This window comes from Mucilaginibacter sp. 21P (assembly GCF_019331605.1).
GTDB classification, from domain to species: domain Bacteria; phylum Bacteroidota; class Bacteroidia; order Sphingobacteriales; family Sphingobacteriaceae; genus Mucilaginibacter; species Mucilaginibacter achroorhodeus.
In genome coordinates this window covers 2,700,841-2,720,314 of record NZ_CP063061.1, presented here as the reverse complement: position 1 = coordinate 2,720,314, position 19,474 = coordinate 2,700,841, and the positions used below count along the sequence as shown (strand labels likewise).

Annotated in this window: 9 protein-coding genes and 1 pseudogene; all 10 read right to left on the bottom strand. The window is 42.6% G+C overall.

Translation table 11 applies throughout. The features are described from left to right. Positions 1–3 precede the first annotated feature (3 nt). Entirely contained in the window at positions 4–5,091 is a 5,088-nt protein-coding gene (locus INP83_RS12295; protein ID WP_219124347.1) for a condensation domain-containing protein, read from the bottom strand. Between the two features lie 57 nt (positions 5,092–5,148). Continuing rightward, positions 5,149–9,612 (bottom strand): non-ribosomal peptide synthetase, encoded by a 4,464-nt coding sequence (locus tag INP83_RS12290; protein ID WP_219124345.1) that lies wholly within the window; start codon positions 9,610–9,612, stop codon positions 5,149–5,151. Between the two features lie 27 nt (positions 9,613–9,639). Continuing rightward, positions 9,640–12,948 (bottom strand): condensation domain-containing protein, encoded by a 3,309-nt coding sequence (locus tag INP83_RS12285; RefSeq protein ID WP_219124344.1) that lies wholly within the window; start codon positions 12,946–12,948, stop codon positions 9,640–9,642. Positions 12,949–13,013: 65 nt separating this feature from the next. Beyond that, complete coding sequence (locus INP83_RS12280) at positions 13,014–14,945, bottom strand: methylaspartate mutase subunit E (RefSeq protein WP_219124343.1); 1,932 nt, start codon at positions 14,943–14,945, stop codon at positions 13,014–13,016. After that, positions 14,935–15,654, bottom strand: a complete 720-nt coding sequence (locus INP83_RS12275; RefSeq protein ID WP_219124342.1) for an aspartate/glutamate racemase family protein — start codon at positions 15,652–15,654, stop codon at positions 14,935–14,937. Before INP83_RS12275 ends, INP83_RS12280 begins: the two co-directional genes overlap by 11 nt. Then, a complete protein-coding gene (gene asnB, locus INP83_RS12270; RefSeq protein ID WP_219124341.1) occupies positions 15,654–17,531 on the bottom strand; it encodes an asparagine synthase (glutamine-hydrolyzing) in 1,878 nt (625 codons plus the stop codon). The genes INP83_RS12275 and asnB overlap by 1 nt, the downstream gene beginning before the upstream one ends. 21 nt (positions 17,532–17,552) lie before the next feature. Next, the gene (locus tag INP83_RS12265; protein ID WP_219124340.1) at positions 17,553–18,506 is read right to left on the bottom strand and encodes a TauD/TfdA family dioxygenase; all 954 of its coding nucleotides are present in this window, start codon (positions 18,504–18,506) and stop codon (positions 17,553–17,555) included. Positions 18,507–18,629: 123 nt separating this feature from the next. After that, positions 18,630–18,845 carry a hypothetical protein gene (locus INP83_RS12260; protein ID WP_219124338.1) on the bottom strand — a complete coding sequence of 72 codons (216 nt, stop codon included), beginning with the start codon at positions 18,843–18,845 and terminating at the stop codon, positions 18,630–18,632. Positions 18,846–19,224: 379 nt separating this feature from the next. Then, positions 19,225–19,356: a hypothetical protein gene (locus INP83_RS21215; protein ID WP_255563140.1), complete on the bottom strand. Its 132-nt coding sequence runs from the start codon at positions 19,354–19,356 to the stop codon at positions 19,225–19,227. Then, positions 19,302–19,463 (bottom strand): annotated as a pseudogene (locus INP83_RS21395) (serine hydrolase); the annotation flags it as partial. The gene INP83_RS21215 and the pseudogene INP83_RS21395, both read right to left, overlap by 55 nt. Positions 19,464–19,474 lie beyond the last annotated feature (11 nt).

Here is a 19,474-nt window from a genome sequence, read left to right as displayed (position 1 = left end):
AGCTTATTTTTTTTCAGCCGCGCTGCTGCTGTGTGGATTGGTCATTGCAACAAGGATCTTCCTTTCGCCTGTGAAACTGTTGCGTCCGTGTGATACAAGCATGTTATCCAGCAAAAGCACGTCTCCCTGCTTCCATTTAAAAAGTACTTTGGCCTTTTCATACGCCTCTCCAATTTCTTTAATCACCTCCGGCTTTATCGGTGTACCATCACCATAGTAGGTATTGAACGGCAGCATACTTTCGCTACCTACAGCTTCGTGAATGCTTTCGTCGAGGTTTTTGCCATTAAAGAAAAATCCGTGGTTGAACCATATCTCCTCATTAGTAACCGGGTGCCGGCGAATGGCCGGGCGCTCCCAGCTAACCCTGAGCGAATCATTTTCCAGCCACTCAAAGTTGATCCCGTTTTCTTCAAAATATCGTTCGGCCTCTACTTTGCTTTCGGTTTGATAAACCTTTTGCCATGATAAGCCAAAGCCTTTAATCATGGTGCGGGTATATCGTATGCCTTTGGCTGCAAATTGTTCTTTAGTTTGAATCGATAGATTTGCCAAAACTTTTCTACTATCGGAAATTGGCGTTTCGCCTTCGGTTGTTGCCGGTTTAAGACAGTAAAAAAGAATCTGCATCGGCCAGTCATGAGAGTAGGATAACTCATTATGCATATTGATTACCTGGTCAGCAGGATGATCAGTAGATGTGTAAGTTTTATCAGCAAGCAAAGTGCGTGGCGATGACTGATCTTTGTAAGTCATCAAGTTTTCGCTAAGCGCTGTGGTCAGTTGTTGAAAAGCTTCGATATCGGCGATATTAAAATCACGGAACAATACCGCTCCGCTATCCAGCAACGTTTCCTGAATGGATTTTTTATTATTAACAACCCATTTATACAGGATCAAGCCTTCCATAGCCGGTTTTATCACCACCGGATATTTATCATGGCCTGGAAAATACGATTTGTTAATCAGCGGTTTATCTGCCGTTAGCGGCTTGCGGGCAACGTTCATGAATTTCTCAAAACGATTGTCTCTTAATTTGCTTTGATTTTCCACTTTAACCTCTTTTTCTTTTTCCAGCATATTTTCAATCTGTTTAGCTATCTGTATTGTCGGATTATTGGCGAAAACCGCAGCGATGGCCTTAATGTCGTCTATCATTTTGATGATCGTTTCCCTGCGGAAGAGGCTGAGGTTGTAGGATAGAGAGAGCGCCACGATATCATCCTCCTCCCAACCATGAATCCACAAATCCGATTTAACACTGCGGTAGTTGTACTGGAATGGAGTGATGTTCAAATCGCCGGGCAAGCTTGCTGCCGTCGAGGCACCCGGCTGATCGATATTTTGCCACGTAAAGCCAACATCAAAAAGCGGCGAGCGGTTAATTTCACGTTTGATGTTGAGGTCTTCTATCAGCGCATCAAAAGGATATAGCTGATGCTCGTAAGCGTTAAGGGTTGTTTCTTTAACTGTCGAAAGGTAACTTTCAAAGGTATCGTCGTTTTTAATTCTTAATCTCAAGGCCAGCGTATTAATGTAAAGGCCAACCTGGCTTTCAATGTCATTATGATTACGGCCAGCAACCGGGCTGCCAATTACAAGATCTTTCTGACCGGAATATTTGTAAAGACATACGCTGATCAGGGCTGTTAAGACCATGTAGAGCGTGCCGTTTTCCTGATTTACAAGTTTTTTTAAAGCCTGCGCAGTAGGCTCCGGCAGCGAAAAGAAAATCTTATCGGCACGGGTGTCAATTATCTCGGCACGCGGAAAATCAAGCGGCAGGTTAAGCTCAGGGACATGGCCGGCAAACTGACCACGCCAATATTGTTTAAGCTGCTGATTGACCGGACTACCAATTAAGCTATTTTGCCATGCCGCATAATCTTTGTATTGGATTTTTAGCGCGGGCTGTGTCACAGCCTCTCCATTCGTTACAGCGTTGTAATTATTAAGCAACTCCTGGAGGATGATGTTCATCGACCAACCATCGCCTACAATGTGGTGCATGAATAGACCAAATACGTGGCTGTTGTTACCAAGGTGGATTAGCCTGGCCTTAATGAGAGGGCCTTTTTCAAGATCAAAAGGTGTTGCAGCGTGGCTGCTTACCATATTTAGCGCACTTTGCTCCGGGTTGGTTTCATTGGACAGTTCAATCTTGGTAAAATCATACTCATAACTATCGGTAGGTATGATTATTTGCTTAGGCGATCCGGCGGTGTCCAGAAACACCGTTCTTAATATTTCGTGGCGGTTAACCAGCTTTTCAAAGGCCTGCTTCAAGGCAGAAACATTTAGCGGGCCATTAAAACGACTCACCTCGTGCATATTGTATGCAGTTTGATAAGCCGGGATATGATTCAACACCCACAGGCGCTGCTGGGCGTGCGACAGGTCGTAGCTTTCAGCCGGTTCGAGTGGTTCGATGTTTTTGAATAACTCGTGGCCGGCTCTAACGATCTCAGTCGCAAGCTGTTTAATTGTTGGCGCGTTGAAAACGCTTTTTAGCCTCACATTTGTGTTAAATTCCTTATTGATGCGCGAAAGCATCTGTGTTGCCAAAAGCGAGTGACCGCCTATATTGAAAAAATTTTGATCCGTGCCAACCTCATTGCGTCCTAATACTTCTTTAAAAATGTCTACCAGTTTGCTTTCGATCCCGTTTTGGGGCTTGACTATTACCACTTCTTCGGCGAAAGCTTCCTGTGGCTCAGGCAGAGCAGCTATATTAATTTTGCCGTTTGTGGTAATGGGAAACTCGCTTACCGCTATAAAACACCTCGGGACCATGTGCTCCGGTAGCCTGAGCGCCAGCGTTTGCTGAACAGTTTCGGTAATGCTGAGCGGATCTGTTTGCAAATAAGCACACAAGGCATTGTTTTTGCCCCTGGTAGCCAGCACAACTTGTTTTACCTGTAACACATCCTTTATAGCTGATTCAATTTCCGACAATTCGACACGATGTCCGTTAATTTTCACCTGCGTATCCTTACGTCCTATAAATTCAAGGTTTAGCTCTGAATTGATACGGGCAAGATCGCCTGTTCGGTAAATACGTTCTGATGGATTATTAGGGTTGAGTATAAACTTTCCCTCGTTTAGTTCGGCGGCATTAATATAACCACGGGCTAGGCCATCGCCGGCCAGATAAAGTTCGCCAACAAGGCCCATGGCCTGTAGTTCAAAACGGTCGTTAAAAATGTAAATTCCTGAGTTTGAAATGGGTTTGCCAACAGGAATTATTTGATAGTTTCCGTCGACTTCAAATGCAGTTGATACAACGCAGTTTTCCGTAGGTCCGTAAGCGTTTATAATGGTAAGATGAGGTGTCGCTTCTTTAACAGCCCTCAGGTGGTCGGGTGATAATACCTCACCACCGATAATAAGCTTTCTGACATTCCTGAACAGCAAGTTATTCTGCTCGGACAGCTTGTGAAAAAGGGCCGATACCAATTGTAAAATAGTGACGTTGTTTTCTTGCATATACCTGTCCAGTTCGGCACTATCCAGCACAATATTTTTAGGAGCGATACACAGGGTGGCACCCTTAAGCAGCGTTCCGAATATTTCCATGACTGACGGATCGAAGGATATTTCTGCAGTTTGTAACCAGCAGTCGTTTGCGGTAACGCTCAGAAAATCGGCATATACCAAGCGTATAACATTATGGTGCTCAATCATAACGCCCTTAGGCGTGCCGGTTGATCCCGAAGTAAACATTACGTTCGACAGTTGGTTAGGGCTTATTTTAACTTTTGGATCGGTATCCGGATAGCCGGTGAGTTGTGAATTATCAAACTGGAATTTTTTCTTCGAAGTCGGCGCTATCCAATTTTTTTTGTCAACTTTCAGGATTACATCATAGCGAAAATCGGTAAGTTCATTAGATACCGTAAATATTTTGCTCGACGAAATTGCTGCCGTTACCCCCTGAATATCATAGCGACAATCATTAAAAAAGGTCCTGGCAACAAAAAGTTCGTTCGAGAAATCAATTTTTGCATTAGCCTGAGGATGGTATTTTTTATATTTTTTTACAGAATCTATCAAGTGGTCGCGGGTGTCAAGGTCCATCACGTCGCCAAAAAAGATAATACCTTTATCACTCAACAAATCGCAAGCCTTTTTGATAATCCGGCGCAGGTAATTTACCCCGTTAAATGCCTGGATAACGCTGTTGATGATGATCACATCAAAATCTTTCTCGTCGAGCGTATCAATATCATCAGCGCCGAGACTTTTTAATTTGATATTGCCAATTCCCTCAGCTGCGCATCGTTGTTCGTTATATTTGGTAATGGATTCAGAAAGGTCTGTTCCATAATAAAACTGAACTTCAGGTGCCAATTTGTACATGGTAATGCCTGATGCGCAACCAATTTCCAGGATCCTTTTTGATTTATCAATGTAAGACTTAAGTTTCAGGTAAGCATTTTCGGCATATTCGTCCATCTCCTTACGGCTGAATTTCTCGCCGTTGTAGCTGTTCGTCCATCCCCCGCCGGCAATGTCATCATCGGCGGTGTCCCCTACGTATTCCCAGAGTTCCTTCTTCATCAGCGGATTAGCTTCTTCCATTACCGCGGCATACTCGGCGGTGTCGGTACACAAAACCGATGTTAACTGCGGACAAAGCCATTGCAGCTGATTTATTTGGCGCATAAACAACTGGCTGCCAATAAGCACGCTTACGTTTGATTTGGTTAGCATAAACCGGTTACGCTCCAATGGATATTCAACGTTTAAAGGTAAATAAGCAGCACCAGCTTTTAGTATCCCGATTATGCCTGTTATCATTTCAACAGAGCGTTCAAAGTATATGGCTACCACATCGTCGCGCCGGGCACCGCGTGCAATCAGCCAGTTGGCAACCTTGTTTGACTGCTCATCAAGCTGTTTGAAAGTGATCTGGTTTCCGGGCGCAACAACGGCTGTTTTGTTTGGATAGTTTTGAGCTATTTCACGAAAAATATCTGGAATACTTTTATCCCTCGGATATTCTTTCGTTGTATTGTTGATTGACTCGTACATCGAAAGAATATCATTCTCAAGCGATAGTGTATTAAGGTTTATACCTGAAAGCTTCATTAAAGTATTTTTTGGGCTATTTGCGGTTAAGACTGGTACATCAGATGCAAAACCTTTTCAGGCCATCGCGGTTTGTTCGGTTTGTGATACCGGTTCAGGTGCGCTTATAAGCTGTAGCAGGCCGGCAAATATTTTATAGAAATTGTTGATGGTTGCTTTGGAGAAAACCCTGGCATCGTATTCAAAAAAGTATCGAAGAATATCGCCCGCCTCTGCTGCAAACAAAGTGAGATCAAATTTGGCTATATTTTTTAATTGCGGCATATCGGTAATTTCAAGCACATCACTATCGATAAAACCTTCGTTATCGATAGTCAAATCTGCAAAACTTTTAAAATCGTACATCACGTTAAAAAGTGGTTGCCTGCTTGAATAGCGCTCTTTACAGAAGTGCTCAACCAGCAGATCTATCGGATAATTAGAGTGATCATAAGCTTCAATGCTGTTTTTGGTAACCCCGTCAATGATTTCGTCAATCGTTTGATCATCATCCAGCACAACTCTTATCGATATGAGGTTAACAAAAAAGCCGATCAGCGATTCCAGATCCGAGTGATTTCTATTAGCATGACCAACACCTATCAGGAAATCGTATTGTCCGCTTACTTTATTGATAAGCAAGCTGTAGGCCGTTAAAACGATGTTTGAAAGCGATGTGTTATGCCTGGCCGCAAGTTTGCGCAAGGCAACTACCTGGGCGGCATCCAGCTCAACTATGGTATAAGGATCATTGATGTCGGCAGCGCTGGCTGCCGATTTGTCGTACGGAAGTTTTACCAGGGCCGGTGTATTGGCGAGTTTTTTGCGCCAGTATTTTTCGTCGTCGCCGGCAATTATTGTGTTATGCCAGGCCGCGTAATCTTTATATTGCAGTTTTAGCGCATCAAACGGATCGGTCAGTTCAACTGTTGAGCAATTGGCATGGTAAGCAGCCATCAGTTCATTCATCAATACCCGCATCGACCACCCATCGGAGATAATATGATGCATGGTTAATAAAAATGCGTAGCGGTTATCTGCAACCTGCAGCAACCCGGCTTTGATTAATGGCTCGCTATCCAGCGCAAAAGTATATTGGAGATATTCTTTAGCTAACGATTCGGCTTTGGCCACTGCATCAACGCTTTTGGTTAAATCTTCATAGCTTAATTTAAACCTGAAATCGCTGAAGGCGGATATCTTTTGTTTGGGTTCGCCATCAACCACAACAAAGTTTGTTCGTAATGTTTCATGGCGTTTAAGCACCACTTCAAAAGCGCGGTTAAGCGCATCGATATCAACATTGCCTTTTAACCAGTAACTGTAGCTTACATTATAGGCACTCTGGTTTTCACCAAACTGGTCAAGAAACCACAAACGTTTTTGAGCATGCGATACAACGTAAGCATCTGCCTGCCCTATAGAAGGGATAGCCTCAAATTTTATCTGTCCGGTTCTGGTAAATACTTCAATGAGGCTTGCTATTGTAGCGTTTTCGAAAACATCGGCCAATTTAACACGGAAGCCGAAGTTTTTAAAAATGCGCGAAACCAGCTGCGTCGCCTTTAGCGATTGGCCGCCGAGTTTAAAGAAATCGTCGTACAACCCTACGCGGGCTTTTTGCAGAATATCCATCCAAAGTATTGCCATTTTTTTCTCGAGTACAGTTTTTGGTGCCACGTACGAGGTATCGGAAGGTTCCTCAAGGGCAAGTTGCACCAGCGCCCGGCGATTTACTTTTCCGTTTGGAAGCAAAGGTAATGCGGCAAGCCATATATATGTATCAGGCAGCATATACGATGGCAGCAGGGCCGAGAGATATGTGTTCATATGTTCATTCGTCTGCCGCTGATCTGATAACAGGTAGGCTATTAGTTGAATATCGCCGCTGTTATTTTTATGAGCAAGTACTATTACATTCTTTATATCCGGGTGCGATTTAAGATTACTTTCAATCTCGCCAGGTTCAATCCGGTAGCCTCTTATTTTCAGCTGACTATCCTTGCGGCCCAGAAACTCGATACTGCCATCGGGCATGCAACGTCCCAGGTCGCCGGTAAGATATATTTTCTCTTTATCGTTAACCGGATGCTGTATAAAACGTGATTCGGTAATATCCGGAGCGTTAAAATACCCCGACGCCAGGCCTTTACCAGCGATTGCAATTTCGCCTGTAAAACCAATTGGCACTGGGTTTCGTCGGTCGTTAAGGATATAGATCTCACTGTTAGTAATCGGATGCCCCAGTACAATCTTATTTTTAAATTTTTGAAAATCATTAAAGTCCATCAGTTTGGCAATAGTGCCAACAGTGGTCTCTGTTGGGCCATAATGATACATGATATTAATCCCAGGCCTGGTTTTATGAAAACAATCTACATCCTCTGTTCTGACGGGCTCGGCACCAATAACGATGAGTTTAAGATTAAACTCGCTACACTTTTCGTCAAAGTCCGTATCGTTAACAATCACATTTAAACCGGAAGCGGTTATTTTAATGTAATCAACCTGGTATTCTATTAGTTTGCTAATTACTTCAGCCGACTCAAAGTATTCACTCTCTTTCAAAATACAAAGCGTTTGGCCAAATAGCAGGCTCGGCCATAATACGGTGTAGCTAACATCAAAGGCAATTGTGGATGTCAACAGGCTACTCCAGTTGGTTTCCGATCCGCTTTTTCTGAAAAACCAGTGAGCATAATTAAAAATGGCCTCGTGCGAGATCAGAACAGGCTTCGGCTCACCTGTTGAACCCGATGTATAAATGATGTAAACGGGGTCGTTACCTTTTATATTAACATTGAGATTAGCATCGTTATAAGCGCCGAGCGAAATATTCGAGTCGTGGTAAACAATTTGCGGTACAGTGGCAACGGGCAGTTCCCTGGCAACAACCAGAGCTTTTGCTTCCGACCGATCCATCATCAACTTAACCCTTAACACCGGGCAGGTAACATCCACAGGCACATAAACGCAGCCCGCTTTTATGATGCCCAGCATGGCAATGATTTGGTGATGCGAACGCGGCATCAGCAATCCAATTTTATCACCATTAGTAACGCCGTAATTAGCAATCAAAAAGTGGGCAAACTGGTTGGCGATCCGGTTTAATTCGTCGAATGTTAAATCAATGCCTTCATATCTGAGCGCTATTTTTTTCGGAAATTGCCGCGCATTTTTTTCAAATGCATCCCGGACATTAACAAAAGGCAAGCTGCACTTATCGCTATTGAAAACGTTCACCATAAGGCTCAGTTCCTGCAGACTTGCGTTAAAAAGTTCGGTTACGGGGCAATGGTTATTTTCAATAATTTTGGCGGCCAAATCAGTGACTTGGTTTACCATAATTTCAACAGCGCTTTCGTTAAACGCATTTGCGTTATAACTAAAGTTGACCCTAAGAACATTGCCATTTTCCAAGCAGCTAAGTTTTAAATCAAAGGCGCTGCTTATATTAATCAACTGGGTAATGGAAAAATCATTTACAACATCTTCGCCCGGATCGATTGTATTATATTCAAACTGGTAATTTAAATAGGTACTTTTACAGTTTGTAACTGCGCTTTTAAAATATTCGTCAAAACCGGTTAAAGTTTCCAGATCGGCTTTAACATTAGCCAAAATGCTCTGGAACGAATCATTTTCGGTGCCTTTGATAAGCAACGGCAAGGTTTGTGCAACCGGCCCGATTACATCATTAAGCTCGTCGTACCAGCGCCGGTTATTGATATAGCCTACACTCAGTTTTTCCTGTCGGGTTTGTTGCTGAAGCATAATTCCGTAGCAAGCCAGGAGTATGGTTTGCAGATCTGTATCCAGCTCGGCGGCCAGTATTCTCAGTTGCGGCAGCTGTTCTGCGGTTATTTCAAAACCAGCATTTTTGATATCGGTAAGCGCGTTATTAACTCCCCTATTACGACAAGCGAATGCGGATTGGGAAATATCGCTAACTTTAACGGCGTCAGATCCCCAAAAACTTTCGGCCTCCTCACTGCCGACATCTAATAAGTTAGCGTGCCATTCAGAAAAATGATAGTACTGGATGTTTTCGTTATCATTGTTGTCTTCCGAATTGCTGCAGCTGATCAATATCTCCCTGGCAATATTTTGCAGCGACAAACTATCAGTTGCTATTGCGGGTAATGCTATAGTGAGCAATTGGGCATTTTCTCCACAACCATGTAATGATATAAAGAGCGGCTTACCGGCATCAGGTTTAAACCCTACAAGCGCAGTTTTTACCTGCTCAACGCTTTCGGTAATAGCCGTTTTTGTAATGTCGGTATCGGTATGATCTAAAAAAGTAAAGGATGCATCTTCATCAATGTTTTGTACGGGCAGTTCAAAGTCAGGAAGCATGACATAGGTTGTTCTGAGTATGCTATGGCGAAGTACTACTTTTTGAACACTCTTAAGCAAGTTGCTTTTATCCAGGATGCCGTTAACAATCGCCTGGCAATAACAATAGCCTCGAAAATTGCTCCCCCAATACAACCGTTGTGAGTTTGATAATGGGAACTGTGCAATTACCTGTTCGTTCATTTCCTTTAAACTTTTAGTTGATAAACCTTATTTGGCTGGAACGCCCTTTACAATAAACTTAAGCGACTCGAGGTTCTTTTTCTTAGCAAGCTGCTCCCTTTGTTTTCCAAGTTTATGTTCATTATCATTCATCCTGACGATGATCTCGTCCAGCGACAGCTCTCCGATTGCTGCGATATTTTCGAAAAGGTATTCGAAGTCGGCTTTAATTTTATTGATGGTGACTGTATTGAAAAGTTGTTTATTGTAAGCGATATCAAGGATAAAATCTTCCGCATTATCCATGATCTTGAACCATATATCGGCCTTTACCAGGTTGAAGCCACTGCTAATATTGCTGATCTCGATATCCTTCAAACCACCGGCCTGCAGGTTAAGTTCATTTTCTTTTATATAGGTAAAGCCTATATCAAATAGCGGGTTGCGGCCAGGTTCCGTTTTAACGTCAATATCCTCAAGAAGTTGATCAAAAGGATAAGTTTGATGTTTGAGTATTTGTATGAAGCAAGCCCGCACATCGTCTAACAAAGTGTTAAAGCTTTGTTGCCTGTTAAACACGCTTCGTATAGCTACAGTATTTACATAAAAACCCACCTGATTTTCCAGATCAGGATGTTCGCGCCCGGCAACCGGCGAACCTATGGTTATATCGTTCTGCCCGGATTGTTTAGAAAGTACCAGATTTAACAGTGCAACAAATGTCATAAACAAAGTTGTGTCGGCGGCTTTGCTTACTTGTTGTATCTGCGCTAAATTTTGTTTATTAACATTGATTGCCGTCAAATCGGCCTCGAAGGCTCTGTAATGCGGACGTGTATTGGCTCCCTGCAAATCAAGTCTTGGCGATGTGGTTCTAAATTGGTCCGTCCAGAATTTTCGGTTGCCATCGTTGCCTGAATCGGCCAGCTGTTTATTCTGCCAACCTGCATAATCCTTGTATTGAATTTTAAGCGGACTTAATTCGACCGGCTGGTTATTTGCCAGCGCGTTGTAAATCTTAAACAACTCCCCGGCGATGATTTCCATCGACCATGCATCAGACGCAATGTGGTGAATATTGAAACTTACATAATACCTGTTATTTGTAAGTTGTATGCAGGCGGTTGTGAATACCTCCCCTTTTTCCAGGTCAAAGATATGGTTCGATTCCGTAGCCATAATTTCCAGCGCTTCCCGTTCGCTGTTAACTATATTGCGCAGATCGATGAATTTAATTCTATGCAGGTCTGCGTCAAAATCGTCTACAGTTTGCTGAGGTGTCCCGTTAACCACCACAAAAGAAGTTCGCAGCATTTCATGTCTTTTAACAATGGCTTGAAAAGCTGTTTGTAATAGCTCAAAGTTTAAATTTCCGCTGAACACATAAGCGCTGCTTACGTTGTAAAGCGCTTTTTCCTTTTCAGAGTTGTGAAGTATCCAGGCCCTTTTTTGCGAACTCGACAGATCATAGTATTTTTTTGTAGCTAATTGCGGTATGGCCACATATTTTTGCTTTTGTGCGTTGGTGAGGTGACGGGCAATTGCTTCGACAGTTTTATTATTGATGATTACATCCAGCTTAACCAACAGGTCATACTGCTTAAAAATGCGCGATATCATCAGTAAAGATTTCAGCGAATTCCCGCCTACATCATAGAAAGACACCTTGCGACCTATATTTTTAATTCCAAGCACATCTTCCCAAATAGCTTCCAGTTCCTTTTCCATTTGTGTTACCGGGGCCTCGTAAACAAACTGTTTATTGATCAGGCCATCAGGCTTGGGGAGCGCCTTTTTATCGATCTTACCGTTAATTGTAAGTGGAAAATTATCCAGTCGTTCAAAAAATGTCGGAATTAGGTTGTAAGGTAAATCCTTTTCCAGGCTTGATTTAATTTGATTATCATCCAGTGGCTTGCCTATGTAGTAGCAGATAAGCTCGTACTGACCGTCCATGTTTTTAAAAGGTACAATGATGGTTTCCTCCACACCATCGATACTTAAAATGGCTTGTTCTATTTCTTTAGGTTCGATGCGAACGCCATTGATCTTAATCTGATCGTCAATACGGCCGATGATCTCTACGCTGCGATCTTTGAGATATTTGCCGATATCACCTGTTTTGTAAATGATATCTGCTCGCGGGTTAAGCGGATTCTGAACAAAAACGATATTGGTCAACTCCGAATTGTTATAATAACCCTGGGTAATATGGGGCGATTTGATAAACACTTCGCCAATTTCGCCAATGCGGCAAAGCTGGTTATTATTAATAATGATTATAAATGCCTCATCAATTGGTTTACCAACGTGCAGCGGCTGCGAGGCGCTACCCGTTACTTCGCCAATACGATGGAAGGTTTTAGCGAGTGTTGTTTCGGTTGTGCCATACATGGTAACCAGTTCCACGTGTAGGCCCACGGCATCGTACCAACTTTGTACATCCTTGTTGTAAAGTTGCTCGCCCGCCATGATGATATATTTTAAATCGGGAAGTTTTTTTGTGCCTATATTTGCGATCAACGAAAGCTCTCTGGTTAAAAGCCTGAATAACGATGGCACGCAATGGATCAAATTGATTTTGTTTTTTTCAAGCCAGCTGATCAGAGCCGCCATATTGAGCCTAACCTCTTCGGTTGGAATAAATACTGTGCCGCCGGTGGTTAATGCACTAAAAATATCTCTCAGCGACGCGTCAAAAGTTATGCTTGTTAACTGGCTTACACGAAATGTACAATCAATATTAAATTCCTTTGTTTCCCAGTTAATAAAATTAGCTAAGCCCTTGTGGCTGCCTAAAATAAGTTTACCAGCACCGGTAGTACCCGATGTTGAAAAAATATAATTGCTGTCATCAAGGCCAGGATTAAACTTTTTATCGTCCACATTAATTTGCGGTTGGCATAGTGCAAAAATGTCGTCCTCCTCGTTTTTCCGATAAAGTTCAAAGCCATTTTCTGTAATATTTACAAGAGTGGTAATGCTATTGGGGATGTTTTTCAGAACGTCATTAAAATCATTAAATAAAGTCGAGTTGGTAACGGCCGCACCGCATTGGCTCTGTTCAAATATCTCTGTAAGGCGCCTTTTGCCAAAACTCCTGTTTAGCGGCATGTAAATACTGCCTGATTTGAAGTTGGCAAGTATCACAGTAACGAGGTTTATTCCTGATTCCATATACACCCCTACAACCTTATCCTTGCAGATGCCTGCGTTTACTAAAAAATTTGCAAGCGCATCGGCCTTCGCATTCAGATTTGCATAAGTAATGCTTGATCTTTCTTCTTGCACGGCAACATTGTTCGGGTTTATTTGTGCCTGTTGTTCAAAAATCGTATGAATAATTGAAGCCTTCATCCTGGTTTTTTTGAATAATAATTTAAGTAGTTTAATTTACCCAGAGGGGACAAAAGAATGTCTTATTAAGCAGTCACGTACGTGCCGTCGAGCGGCCATTGTTTGTAGTCGTTTTTCCAGATGCGGCTCAAATCTTTTTCGAGTAATGAAAAAATGCTGGAGTCGCGCTCCATATTCTTTCTAACCATTACGTGGTTGGCGTGAAAATCCTTGATAGTGCTATCAAAAGGCATATTGCCAAAATCATAGAACCTCACTGCACCATTTACATCCCTCACGTTGATCACCTTATTTTTGTTATAAATATTTGGCGACCATGGGATATCAATAATTCCCTGATCAACAGCCTTTAACGCCCCGAGTACAATTTGTCCATTTCCCAGTTCGATAATAACATTCATCAGTTGGGAAACTTCGCGCCTGATGACGCTTTTTTCAACATCGAGCTGGTTTTGGTTCACCGTATTTATGTTGGCAAGCAGCGTTGCCTGTTTACATAACTTAACGGCCTTGGCGTTGTCAAACCTGTCGGGGATTTTGATGGCCTCGGCAGCTGTTTTGACCATAACCTTAGTTGCCGATGCCAAGGTAGCCGTGATTGCCGACTGAAAGATAAGCTGTTCAGCCTTCTCATAATCGGCCGGAAAAGCTGCCATAAACTGATGAAACACCGTGGTAACTTTACAACGAAATTTCTCTTTGTTTAAATAATGATTTACCAGTTTGTCCATCATTTGTATGGCGGCAATGTCCTGCACACGGTTACCCTGTTCGGCATAACCAACTGAAATACTCTTAACACCTTGCTGAGCGCTGGCAATGGCCTGCACAATATTGATTACTATAGCAAGCGAAGGTTCTATCAGGGTTGCAGTAAGTACTCCAAAGTACTCACGGTTAATATGAATTCCATGCCAATCTGCATAAAGCGTGCATAATCTGTCAATATATTGCCAGTATTTTAACGATGTTGAAGGACTGGTTAATTTATCATAAGGCAGGCAATAGCATAAAAAGCCCCCTTCAACAGCAGTTATACCCGCATTTAATGCAACTTCATAAGTAAAGCGATGGTCGGGTCCGCCGCCCCGGAGCTGAAACGGACTGTTAACCGATGTCACCAGCCTATTCACCTCTTTTACCCCATAAATGGGAATAGGGAATCCGTTAAGCTGCGATGTTTTACGCTCAATGCTCATTTCAACACCCAAACGGGCTTTATCATACATCCCTGAACGGGATGCGGCATCAAGCTGAACCGAACTGATATCGCTACCCTCCTGTTCTAAGAATTTTAGTTTTGAAATTTGCTGTTCAATATCAGCCACTCCTGTTCGCGGCTGAAACAGCGGCGAACCATTGGCAAGTTTGTTTTTCCACAAACGGTAATCAAGCGTATTAACCGGGTTAACCTTGTAACCAATGCCAACAACGTCTTTACCCGTTGGCCATTCTGTAAGCACATCAGCGCGTTGCTGATCTAACTCCTCACGGGTTAGCTGCCGGTTTACAATGTTAAAATCCATTTTAACATGCCCGGCGGTTTCCGTATGCTGCTGGCCGACCTGCTTTTTTGATATTTCAAAACGATAAAGGTCCTGGGTAATATTTTCTAAAACCTGTGCAAAGCTTATGGGCCGCGGATACACACCGGTAAACCCCATATTGATAAACTTTTTCTTGATATGAAAATCAGATTCACTTACAGAAAGGCTTCCGCCCAGATACCAAAGCTTAGTGCTATTATCAGATAGTTGAAATGCCGAAAGCTTTGCAGCAAAATCATGCAGATACAGTTCGGCGTGGCCGTTCTTGTTTGATATCATGATCACATCTGCATGCCTCGCCTCCTCAAAAAAACGATCTATTGAATTACGTATCCCGATATTTTTTACATGGAATTCTGCTTCAATAAATCCCAGCTCAAGAAGCCTGATACCAACCGAGTGCGCATCGTCGCCTATACCACCAATCAACAGCCTGTATTTATGTTGCATATCTAAGTTTATGATAATTATCTGTTATTGATTTTGCAAGAAGTTCGAACAGATCTATAGCCCCGCCCCCACAAGCCTCCTTATCTAAAAGCAGCGGAACTTCTGAGCATGCACCTACAACCACGTCGGCGCCGCGGTCAAGCAGTACCTTTACCTGGTAGCTAAATCTATTCTTTATATGGTTGCTCACTATCCCTAATTTGGCGCATTGGTATACGGGGTAATTGAAATACTGCTCCTGCTCCTGAGGGTTTATAGAGATAACCTTATAACCCAGGGGCTCAAAAAAATCATCAAACAACCGCGATATTAAGAGCCCCGACGACCCGATAAGGCCTATCGTTTTTACGTTTTTTTTATATAGATAATTGTCGGCAAGTTCCTCCTTCAGGATATCAAGCGGATGAATAAAGGTTGCATTTGAATATATTGCAACATCTTTATGAAAGAAATAGGCAGTCATACAAGCCATTACAATCCTATCCACACCACAATCGTTCAATAATTTAACCGATTTTAAAATTTCAGCAACAGGCGAAGAACCACGCCCTAAAATAGCTTCGGTACGATCAGGTATGCCGGAATTGTTATGTATGATAATTTCAGGATACTCCTGATCAGTTGTGGCGCTTGAAAGGTCGATAATACGCTGAAACAGCCAGGCCCCCGCCTGAGAACCCATCCCGCTGATGATACCTAACTTTTCCATTAAGCAAAATCAGGCATGTCAAATACCTCAAGAAATATGTTGAATGTCAGCACAATCATTAGCAGATCACTGTCGTAAGGCAGGTTCAGTTTAAAATTGGGTGCGCTGTAACGTTTCTTCAAGCGCTCAATAGTATCGGGGTTAAAATACCCTTGTCTTTTGATGCGATCGTATGATAACATATCATTAACCCATTCGATATTGTTGTTCAGCAATTGGTGACTGCCTGGCGCAATCCAGCTAAATTTTTGACGATCAGTAATATCTGACGGAATATAGCGCTTGCCTACTTCTTTAAGGATGTACTTTTCAACCAACCCTTTTAATTTTATTTCGGGATGAATTGTCTTCACAAATTCAATCAGGTTGATATCCAGAAACGGATAGCGGCCCTCAACCGAGTTGGCATAATTTACCCTGTCGGCATGATCAGAGATCAGGTGATCTGAAAGGCGAAGCTTAAGGTCAAGATATGAGCGTTTATGGAACGGATGACGCCCATTAAGTTTTGATTTATCAATTTCAAGCCGACCAAGGCATTCAAAATCATTATAAACCTTGTTTAATTTATCTGAATACAAGGCTCTGGTGGTATCTTTAAATTCAACGTGATTAATTTCGTAAAAGAAGTTCGGGTCACCCCAAAGTTTTTTGCGCTGCTGATCTTCCAGCATTTCCTCCAACGTTTTGTCAGTATTTTGCATCCTGCGCTGCACGTCAAACTTATAACCTACATAACCGCCAAAAAATTCGTCAGATCCCTCGCCCGACAAGATTACCTTAACATTACTGTTTCTAACAGCTTTCGATAACGCAAGCGAACAGGTATTATAGCTTTCTTTTAAAGCGCCTTCAGAATGGTAAATGGCGTCTTTAAGTAAATCGGCCACTTTCAGCCAGTCAAATTCGATTTCGTTGTGAATAGAATCGAGGTTCCGTGCCATCAAACGCTGATATTTACGTTCGTCGTGCTCGCTGTCTTCCACGCGCGGGTATCCGATTGAAAATGATTTATACTGAGAATCCGGATTTACCTTTTTCATCACCGCACCAACCAGGGATGAATCCAGGCCGCCGCTCAAGTAAAAGCCAACAGGTACATCGGCGTTAAGGCGATATTTAACCGAATTGATTAACAGATCTTCAATTTGATCTATATAATAGGATTCCGGTTTGCAATGGCATACCGCAGAATCAATCGGGTAGTTCAAATCCCAATATTGGTGATCAGACAGGTTGCCATCCTTTACCCTTAAAAAATGACCAGGTTTTATGCTGATAATGTTTTTAAAGAAGGTAGTAGGGCTTACAATGCCGGGGAAGGAGAAAAGCTGGTCGAGAGCTGTTAAATTAACTTCCCGTTTCACGCATGGATGCCTGATGATAGCCTTGATTTCAGAACCAAAGATCAGCGAGTTATCGGCAATTGTGTAAAAAACAGGACAGATTCCAAATTGGTCGCGTGCTAAAAATAACTCCTTTTTTGCCTTGTCAAAAATGCAAAAAGCGAACTGGCCGTTCAACCGGTTGATGAAATCTATCCCGTATTCGTCGTACATATGAACTATCACTTCAACATCGCAATGCGTTTTAAAGTGATAGCCCTTGTCAATTAATTCTTTTCTAAGTTCCTTATAATTGTATATCTCGCCGTTACAAATCGTTACAACGGACTCGTCACGATTATAAAAAGGCTGCTGGCCGTGGGCCAGATCGATAATACTCAACCTTTTAAAACCAAGCCCAAGGTTGTCAAGTACCACGTAGGCAGCATCGTCCGGGCCGCGGTGAGCTATCCCTTCGGCCATTGTTTCCAATATATTGACGTCGGCTTTTGCGTCGGGATTGAATTTATAAATACCTGTTATTCCGCACATTGATAAGATGATTGTAAATTTTTAACTTGCCATTGATACTACTATTTGCCTATCGCCCTTATAAGCTTTTCTGCCGTGAGCAACCAGCATATTTTCAACCACCACGATATCGGCCTTTTCCCAAGGGCGTAAAATCACCTCTTTATCGATAGTATCGATAACCTCTTTTATGGTTGAGTCGGGAATTTTTGTACCGTCGCCGAACGAGGCGTATAGCGGCAGATCCTCTTCCACGCCATCAGCCATCAGTAACAGCACCTCGTAAAGTTCCTTTCTGAAATGAGATGGATGATATTGGTCAACCTGATTGAACCAAACCTTTTCGCCGGTTAACGGGTGTATCCTTGTTGCAGGTCTAACGTGGGTCAACTTTATTGCGCCGTCTTTTTTCCATTTATAATCGATTGACATCGCATTGCAGTGGCGCTCAACTTCTTTCAAGTCTTCAGTATAAAAGGTTTGTTGCCACGACGGGCCCATGCCCTCGCCGTTGTGCAGATTGCGTACGTACCTAACCTGTTTTCGTTCAAACTCTTCAAGCAAATCCGCATTCATCCGGTTATAAATTTTGCGACTATCGGCCAGCGGCGTTTCGCCGCCTTCCCCTGGAGATATGATACAGCCAAAAAATAACCTAGAAGGCCATTTCTCCGAATACGATAACTCATTATGCAGTGTAATATCAAATTTCTGATCGTATTCAGTTGAAATGTAAACATGCCCCTGCAAGTTACGGCGAGGGTAGTTACCATCAACATAGTCCCTGAACTTACCTGCTATAGAACCGGTTAACTGCTCAAACTTTGAAACAGTATCCACATTGGTACCTTTAATTAGGATAGCACCCTTATCGTACAAAACACGGTCAATGAAATTGCTGTTATTGTTATACCATTGGGCAATCTCTTCTACATGGGGGGTACCTTCAAAAGTTATTACAAAAGGGAACGCCTGTTCATCAAATACAACTTTCATATTAATTAAGTAAGTTTCTTTATTAAAAATATCGTACAGCGCAAACAGGCGGTACAGATCAGATTGTGTTGAGAGTGTTCACATAAACGTCCCAGTAATGTGGTGTAAAATTATCGGCAAGAGTTACGTTTGAAATCTCTGCATAAATACTTTCGGCATTTTTGCTGTTTGAACATATAACCAGCAATAGCTCTTGTAACGGGTATAGCGAGGTGAAACTCTGCCATCCGTCATCTCATGTCTTTCTTCAAAATATGCCCGGCCATAAGTTGTATTTACGGTTTGCAGCTCTAGTGCATATTGCAGGTCGCTGGCCGACGCAAATGTGTTTATCGCCATGTGGGGCCAAAGATTTCGTTAATCGATGCGGTCTTAAGTAAGCGTCCAGCTAATAGAGCAGCCTCGAACGCGCAAAAATCGTCAACGGTTGTTTTTTAAAAATCGGGCGCCTAACGCTTTAATTTTTCTTTGTTTTTTGGTGATCACATTGTCGGCTATATGGGCGCTGCAATATTATCGTCGGTATAATCCTGCCAAATAAAGCTGCTCAAGTTCGTTCTTGTGGGATAAAAAACAAGTTCGGCAGCCAATTGCTCAAAGCTTTTACCGGTTGCCTTTTTAAATATTGCTGAAGCAACATAGCCTCGCACGAGTAAAAGAATTTCGAGCCCGGTTTAAACTTAAATTTCAATTGTTTATCAGGCTCCATCAATCTCCGCTAAGGCAAGCCTGAAGTATGCATCGGGCACATCGTGGCAGTAACCAGCCTGAAGTATTCATACCCTTCAATGCGGCTCATATCTTCGTACCAGGCGTTGTCGCCAACTTCAGCTCCATTCTCGCCGGACATAGCGGCAAACGCTCATCTAAACTAATAATACTTTGCTCGGCCAACTTTAGCACCACCAAAGCAAAAATTACCTTACTGAGTGAGGCAACGTGAAAGATGGTGTTTTGCCTAGGCTCAC

Coding starts and splice junctions, on each gene's coding strand:
- INP83_RS12295 (WP_219124347.1), bottom strand. CDS start 5,091: ATGAAGCTTTCAGGTATAAACCTTAATACACTATCGCTTGAGAATGAT.
- INP83_RS12290 (WP_219124345.1), bottom strand. CDS start 9,612: ATGAACGAACAGGTAATTGCACAGTTCCCATTATCAAACTCACAACGG.
- INP83_RS12285 (WP_219124344.1), bottom strand. CDS start 12,948: ATGAAGGCTTCAATTATTCATACGATTTTTGAACAACAGGCACAAATA.
- INP83_RS12280 (WP_219124343.1), bottom strand. CDS start 14,945: ATGCAACATAAATACAGGCTGTTGATTGGTGGTATAGGCGACGATGCG.
- INP83_RS12275 (WP_219124342.1), bottom strand. CDS start 15,654: ATGGAAAAGTTAGGTATCATCAGCGGGATGGGTTCTCAGGCGGGGGCC.
- asnB (WP_219124341.1), bottom strand. CDS start 17,531: ATGTGCGGAATAACAGGTATTTATAAATTCAATCCCGACGCAAAAGCC.
- INP83_RS12265 (WP_219124340.1), bottom strand. CDS start 18,506: ATGAAAGTTGTATTTGATGAACAGGCGTTCCCTTTTGTAATAACTTTT.
- INP83_RS12260 (WP_219124338.1), bottom strand. CDS start 18,845: ATGGCGATAAACACATTTGCGTCGGCCAGCGACCTGCAATATGCACTA.
- INP83_RS21215 (WP_255563140.1), bottom strand. CDS start 19,356: ATGTCCGGCGAGAATGGAGCTGAAGTTGGCGACAACGCCTGGTACGAA.